General features: G+C 64.0%; 8 protein-coding genes and 1 CRISPR repeat array. Of the genes, 4 read left to right on the forward strand and 4 right to left on the reverse strand.

Features of this window, described 5'->3' with window-relative positions; genetic code table 11:
- Window positions 1–4: 4 nt before the first annotated feature.
- Both ACWEKS_RS40730 and ACWEKS_RS40735 read right to left on the reverse strand, forming a co-directional pair.
- Window positions 5–151 carry a hypothetical protein gene (locus tag ACWEKS_RS40730; protein ID WP_452345061.1) on the reverse strand — a complete coding sequence of 49 codons (147 nt, stop codon included), beginning with the start codon at window positions 149–151 and terminating at the stop codon, window positions 5–7.
- A 260-nt stretch (window positions 152–411) separates the two neighbouring features.
- Window positions 412–879: a hypothetical protein gene (locus ACWEKS_RS40735; RefSeq protein WP_452345062.1), complete on the reverse strand. Its 468-nt coding sequence runs from the start codon at window positions 877–879 to the stop codon at window positions 412–414.
- 174 nt (window positions 880–1,053) lie between these two features.
- Here ACWEKS_RS40735 and ACWEKS_RS40740 point away from each other — a divergent pair, with 174 nt between their 5' ends.
- Together ACWEKS_RS40740 and cutA are read left to right on the forward strand one after the other, a co-directional pair.
- The gene (locus tag ACWEKS_RS40740; protein WP_452345063.1) at window positions 1,054–1,707 is read left to right on the forward strand and encodes a helix-turn-helix domain-containing protein; all 654 of its coding nucleotides are present in this window, start codon (window positions 1,054–1,056) and stop codon (window positions 1,705–1,707) included.
- A complete protein-coding gene (gene cutA / locus ACWEKS_RS40745) occupies window positions 1,683–2,018 on the forward strand; it encodes a divalent-cation tolerance protein CutA (protein ID WP_379446491.1) in 336 nt (111 codons plus the stop codon). The genes ACWEKS_RS40740 and cutA overlap by 25 nt, the downstream gene beginning before the upstream one ends.
- Window positions 2,019–2,883: 865 nt before the next feature.
- On the opposite strand, the gene ACWEKS_RS40750 is transcribed toward cutA, so the two are convergent.
- Window positions 2,884–3,177, reverse strand: coding sequence for a hypothetical protein (locus ACWEKS_RS40750; RefSeq protein ID WP_452345064.1), 294 nt, complete (start codon window positions 3,175–3,177; stop codon window positions 2,884–2,886).
- A gap of 10 nt (window positions 3,178–3,187) precedes the next feature.
- The gene (locus ACWEKS_RS40755) at window positions 3,188–3,463 is read right to left on the reverse strand and encodes a hypothetical protein (RefSeq protein WP_452345065.1); all 276 of its coding nucleotides are present in this window, start codon (window positions 3,461–3,463) and stop codon (window positions 3,188–3,190) included.
- Between the two features lie 398 nt (window positions 3,464–3,861).
- Window positions 3,862–4,317: direct repeats of the CRISPR family, unit length 28 nt; unit sequence GGACCATCCCCGCGGGTGCGGGGCCGAT.
- Window positions 4,318–5,356: 1,039 nt separating this feature from the next.
- On the opposite strand from ACWEKS_RS40755, the gene ACWEKS_RS40760 reads away from it, so the two are divergent.
- Both ACWEKS_RS40760 and ACWEKS_RS40765 read left to right on the forward strand, forming a co-directional pair.
- Window positions 5,357–5,764, forward strand: a complete 408-nt coding sequence (locus ACWEKS_RS40760) for a Zn-ribbon domain-containing OB-fold protein (protein WP_452345067.1) — start codon at window positions 5,357–5,359, stop codon at window positions 5,762–5,764.
- A gap of 68 nt (window positions 5,765–5,832) precedes the next feature.
- Window positions 5,833–6,147 carry a hypothetical protein gene (locus tag ACWEKS_RS40765; RefSeq protein WP_452345066.1) on the forward strand — a complete coding sequence of 105 codons (315 nt, stop codon included), beginning with the start codon at window positions 5,833–5,835 and terminating at the stop codon, window positions 6,145–6,147.
- Window positions 6,148–6,217: the final 70 nt, after the last annotated feature.

Genomic DNA, 6,217 nt, shown 5'->3' on the forward strand with positions numbered 1-6,217 from the left:
TCATTCAGCTCTGATGTTGAACGATCTCCGCCGCGGTCTGCACCGCGGACTGCAGTACTTCTACTGCATAGCCGGTCTTGTCGCCGATGCGGTACGGGCACGCGTGCACCGGCAGTCCCGGCCACGGTTGCGGCTTCCCGAACTCCGCCATGTTCTCGAACGGCACGTCAGGTGGCCCCGCCAGTGTCTTTCGTGTCGCATGATTCCGATTGACACCCCCTCGCGGCAATGGGAGCGTCGCACCGATCCTTCCCGGCGCGCCGCTCCATGTCAGCAAACCGTCAGAGAATGGGCACGAATCGTCACTGACCGTGGTCACGCTGGTTGGACGCGGAAAGGCTCCCGGTGCCGACGTGGGACTCCAGTAGGTTTACGGCGAAACCGAAGCACCCGCCCGAGGGCCTTCCCTGGTTATGCGCCATCCGCGTTCGCGGGTGGCAGGTCCCGAAGTGGTGACATTGCCCGGCGGGCGTAGGTCTGTTCGGGATTCGCTGTGATGACGTCGAGTTGGTGGACCAGTGCGGCCGGTATCTCCGCGGCCTCGAAGTGTTTCGGGCCCGCCACGATGACCGCCTCGGCGTCGAGTCGGGTTGCCTGCGCTTTGAGCCTGGCCAGTGGTGGCCGTCCGAATTTCGGGTCGTAGATGACCATGTCGGCGAAGTCGTACCCAAGACGCTCGGCGAGCCTGCGGATTTGGGTTTGGTCCCAGAGCAGGCCCGCGCCGGACACATCGGTGCGGAGATACCCCACGGCTACCGGCTTGTACTTCATCACTGCCCCGCTATCTGCGTGTCCATCGATCTCGATACGTCTGTGGCATTCCAGATGGAACCCCGAGTAGTCGCCGGTCTCGTCTCGGTAGCTCTGGAGCTCCAACACGCCCCCACTGAATTCGAAGAGCCGCGCGGGGCGGACAGTACCGGGCTCGGAAGCCGAATCTTCTGACGTGTGAGCCATGACTCCCCCGTCATCTACGATGATTCGTAATTGACTCAATGTGACATACTCGCCTCACCGTACGCCGGGTGGCTACCCTGTGCCTAGAGAATCGAATTGCGAGCTGTAGGGACCGACCATGACCACCACCGGAGAGGTAATCGGCGCGTACCTCAAACGGCACGACATGAGCGTGCCTTCGCGCGTGAGGTGGATGTGGACCAGCGGCAGATAGGCCGATACATATCCGGCGAGGCTGATCCGCCGCTTCAGGTCGCATCCCGGATCGCCGACTACATGGGCATCACGCTGACCGAACTGGCCGGCAAGACTGCTCGCGGCCTGGACTTCACCGGGGTGTGGTGGGCCGGGTGGCAGACCCAGAAGGACGGTGTTCACCGGGTGGATGTGCATCCGCTCCGGATCGTTCAGGATGGGAACATTCTGGAGCTGTTCGGAGAGCGCGTGGACGCCATCGAGTCCGGGGCGTACGAGTGGACCGGAGAGCTTCGGCTCTACGACAACTCGTCCCTGATGGGCTGGTACAACGCCAGTGAGGGAGCTATCCGAAGCAAGGGCGTGCTCTACTTCGCCCTGCACCCTCACGGGCAGATCATGATCGGCGGATGGGTCGGCCTGTCGTACGCGGCCCCCGTGGTTCGCGGCTGGGGCGCGATCGCCCGGACCGAGGAACAGGTCCACGCTCTGATGTCGCGGACCGCCGACAATGAGCCAGACTTGCTGTCGTGGGACAAGATGAAGAGCTCGTAACCGTATCCATTGCCGGGCCAGACGAAGACACACTGGCGCAGTTCGTCCGCCACCTGGTCGAGAACCAGTTGGCCGCCTGCGGGAACATCGTGCCCGAAGCTCGCAGCATCTACCGATGGGAAGGCGCGGTGGAGGACGAGGGCGAGGCGCTGGTGTGGATTCACACCCGGCGCAGCCTGGTCGGCCGAATTGTCGAGGCCGCGGACCAGTATCACCCCTATGAGGTCCCGCAAGTGCTGGCCTTCCCCGTCGTCGAGGCCCACCCGGGCTATCGGGAATGGGTACTCAAATCCACCTCGGCCTTGACCTAATACCGGTCGCCGACTCCGACGTCGTGCGGAGACGCACGACGTCGGCAAGCCGGGACATCCGCGGCTGGAGGCTACCGCGCGCCCTCGAGCCGATCGGCGGCCCGGAGGGGTACGCCCGCCAGCGCGTGCAGTGGGGGTGCTCGTCGAATACCTGCAAGTCCAAACCGATCTGGCTTACGTCCATGCGCGGCGCGGCATCTCGGGCGGCGGACCGCCTGGCTATCGGACGAGCCGCAGCCGTGTCTGGAGGCGGTAAGCCCAACACCGTCATCCACCTCAACCACCGAGGCATCATGCCGTCAACCAGACCCGACCACACCACCGTACGTGCGCCAGAGCCGAAAGCCCGATAATCCCCGACGGGCACCGATACACCCGGTACCCGCCGGTTACACTGCGAATCCTCTTGCGCGGCAGCATCGGATGGATCGGCTTCCAGGCCGCGCTGCGCTGCCCGGCGCGGCGCTCACACGCATCCACCCGTGAACGCCGCGCCGGTACGCGTCATCGGATCAGGCGGGCTGGAAACCCACCTGCAACGCCTCCAGTCCTCGAATCACCACGTTCGGCTTGAACGGTGGATTCTCCGAAAGCAACTCCATCGCACCGACTTTGCTCAGCAGCACCGCCGAGTTGGTTCCAGGCAATCCGCCGACCGAATCCTGTACTCGTCGCTGCCACGCGAGTATCACTGTGGGTTCTCCCCAACGAGTGAGCTGACTGCAGAAGGTGAGTTAACGCCCCGATCAGCCCCAGATTCACTCGAGGCGAATCTGAGACACACCATTACCCGCTTGGACGGCCGTTTTGTCGCTAACGTCGTACACGCCGTCGTAAAGATGGTCGTATGTGCGACGGTAGCTGCCTACGCGGCGTGCCGGATGAACTCGAGAATTAACGGCAGATCCGCGGTCGTCAGTGGGCGGCCCTGCGGTTCGGCGAGGTCCTTCTCGATCAGTGACCGAATGTAGGCGGACTGATTCATCCCCAATTCGGTGGCGCGCGCCTTGCATCGGCGATCCAGAGAGGCGGGCAGTTTCACCGACCGGGGAACGATCGTCTCCCCCGTGTCAACACCAGGAATCACCACCAACTCTTCAGCCTGAGCGGGATCGAGGACCAGGCGCTTGGTGAGGGCAGCGATCTGGTCGGGGGTCATGTTCTCGAAATCAGCCATTGCGGGCCTCCCATTGCTCGAATTCGGCGACCAGTTCCGGGGTTGGACGGAACGCATTGATGATGTAGATGTCCTTACCGTCGATGCGTGCCAGGAGCAGCAACGGCTGACCATCGTCCGCCCGCCCCATCAACACCGACGCCTCGAGTCCCGCCGCGTCATCGACGGCTGGCATGAACCACACGCGGCGTTCTCCAGCAAGCCACGCGCTGAGCAGGTCATACACGTCGTCGATGTCGATACCGGACTGGGCCAGCAGATGCGCCAACCCCCAATACCACGTAATCGCCACGACCCAGACTACCACAGACTACGGATGTACGAGAGAACCGGAACACCGCACGTGGCTGCAACAGTTCCTGGGTCGGTAAGGACCCCTCAACGGCCCGCCGCCGCCAATACATCGTTGGTGCCGCCGCCAACACGTCACCGATCCCCAGACGCGACACCAGTTCGGTGTCAGTGGTTATCAGCTGCCGATACAGCAGATCCTTCGTGGTTCCCACATCGATTCCGGGACGATGGTCAGGGCCGGGATTGAAGCGGGTTCGTCGCGGAGCGCGCACGCGTGTAGGGTCGCAGCGCGCTGGTCGGGGTCGGGGTCAGTGTCGGTGCGGAGGGTAATGACTTGGGCCCGTCGTCGCCAAACGGACCATCCCCGCGAGTGCGGCGACCCCGCGGGTGCGGGGCCGATCGGTCCGGACGACAACAGTTACGCCGGAGGCAAGGACCATCCCCGCGGGTACGGGGCCGATCTCGCCGAGCTGGAGGAGCTGTATCCGGGGCATGGACCATCCCCGCGGGTGCGGGGCCGATCGCCTCGGAGTCCTCGGTGATGTCGGTCAGCAGCGGACCATCCCTGCGGGTGCGGGGCCGATGTCGCGGATCTCTTGATCGGTCAGTGGCGCGTCGGACCATCCCCGCGGGTGCGGGGCCGATGTGGGCTGGATGGGCCTGACCCACCAGGCCGGAGGACCATCCCCGCGGGTGCGGGGCCGATTCGCAGCGCCAACCCTTTTCGCGGCGCAAGTAAGGACCATCCCCGCGGGTGCGGGGCCGATCTCATCGGTACAGTCCCATGCGTCCCCATCCCGGGACCATCCCCGCGGGTGCGGGGCCGATACTTGTTGACCTGCTGGTTTTCTGGCGTGGAGCAACGTTTTCATTGACTTCAATTCGGCCACGCATCAGCGCCGCGGCAATGCACTGGACCGTTCCACCACGTACGCCGTGGTCGAACTATCTACCGTAGTCGTCGTCTCGCGGAAAGGATGAGGCCGTCGAAGTCGACTGGGTGCCAGCGATCTCTACCCGCGGTGCGAACTGTCCATGACCGCTTGGCCGTCGTTGACTCGGTCGGCAAGCAACTGCCACATGGGCACCCTGTGCGCGTCGTCCCTGCTCCACGGCCTGATCAGGGCGACCGAGATGGGGCATTTGAGGACCTGGGCCTCCATCGCCAGCCTGGGCTGCGACCATCCCTTCAGCTTGCGGGTCTGGGCGACACTCCGCGACGTCGGCCGAATCTTCGATCATCACGGCCTCAATTCCACTGGTCCCCAGTCCCTGAGGGCACCACAAATTGTGTGAGTTCGCAGGCTGACGGGACGTCGATGGGCCGCCTGTGGACCTAGATCTTTCGCCCGGACCTCACACCCGACAACACCTTGCTCGCGCGATTGCGCCGACGCGGCATGTAGACCGCCGACGTCACCGATGTGCTGCCGATACACGGCGATCCCGACTACGCCGGTGAGCTACGAGACTTCCCCCCACGGGGGGAGCCGACGTTCATCGTGACGGCCCGCGGTTCCCCAGAATCCGCATGTCGCATGAGACATGTGCGGTAGGCGTCGAAGGTGAGCGGCGCCTCGGTGTCGGCAGGGGCAACTCTCGCGAACTGCCGGCGCCGTCGATGCCCTACTACTACCGACGCATACGTTGCGGAGCGTGTGGCGGACGACTGCCGCTCTGGCCTCTTCCAACGTGCTGCGGCGCAAAAACAGGTATGTCCTGGGTCACTTGGCCGTCGCGGGTACCGCGAGCGCAAAAGAGGCTGTTGGCACCACAGCAGCCGCTATCCGCAGGAGATCTCATGAGTTCACCGAATTCGCACCGGGTCGCCGACACCGCTGCCGAGAAGGTCGGCGAGACGACTTTCATGGTCAGGCGGTGCAGCAACTGTGCGGCGTTCCTGTCGCCGCTGGCTGGCACATGCACGTCGTGTAGGTCGACGACGCTGGAATGGGTGCCCTCCTGCGGTGAGGGGGCAATCGTGTCCTGGCGGGTGGTGTATCGGGTGCTGCCCGACGGGAGTCTCGAGGAATGGGTGCCGTCGCAGATCGCTATCGTCGCGCTCGATGAGGGGCCTTGGGTCTACACCACGATCGAAGGGGAGATCCCGTCATCATCTGACAAGCCGGTACGAGTGCGGTTCGAACCTGGACCCTCCAGTGGCGGGTTCCCCGTATTCGCAACCACGGCGACCAGCAGGCGAGTCCCGGACAACCTGCTGCCTGGGCGTATGAGTGCGCCTCATCGGAGTAGATCGCATCGCGGACTCCTGTGATGGTGGACGGTCCCCGTAGCCCAGAGTGGGTCAGGTCCTCGCTGAACCAATGCGACTTCCTGGAGTCCGTGAAGTCGGTGGATGCCCACGCCAGGTCGGTGATCGAGTTTGCCATCCGATGGGCCCCGTTCGGTGGCGCCCCCTCTGATGAACTGATGATCACCTTCGGTGTCGATCGTTGGCGTTTCCTCCAGATGATCCGCGAGGCACTGCGCCCACATGCCAGCGACCGCCCGTATGCGCAAACGATCAAGCATAATTTGCTGGAGGTGGTGAGCTGGTCCTGGCATGCCTATCCCGATTCCTCGGTGTCCCACCCCAAATGTCAGTGGGGCACGATCGAGATCGATGGATGTTGGGTTGCGTCCAATAGCGTGGTGTAGGAGCTCGCCGAGTAGTCCGGTGAGTATCGAATCCCGGACATGAGGGTGGTCACCGCGTGATCCTCGAAGG

The organism is Nocardia sp. NPDC004711 (assembly GCF_053601595.1).

Coding starts and splice junctions, on each gene's coding strand:
- ACWEKS_RS40730 (WP_452345061.1), bottom strand. CDS start 151: ATGGCGGAGTTCGGGAAGCCGCAACCGTGGCCGGGACTGCCGGTGCAC.
- ACWEKS_RS40750 (WP_452345064.1), bottom strand. CDS start 3,177: ATGACCCCCGACCAGATCGCTGCCCTCACCAAGCGCCTGGTCCTCGAT.
- ACWEKS_RS40760 (WP_452345067.1), top strand. CDS start 5,357: ATGGTCAGGCGGTGCAGCAACTGTGCGGCGTTCCTGTCGCCGCTGGCT.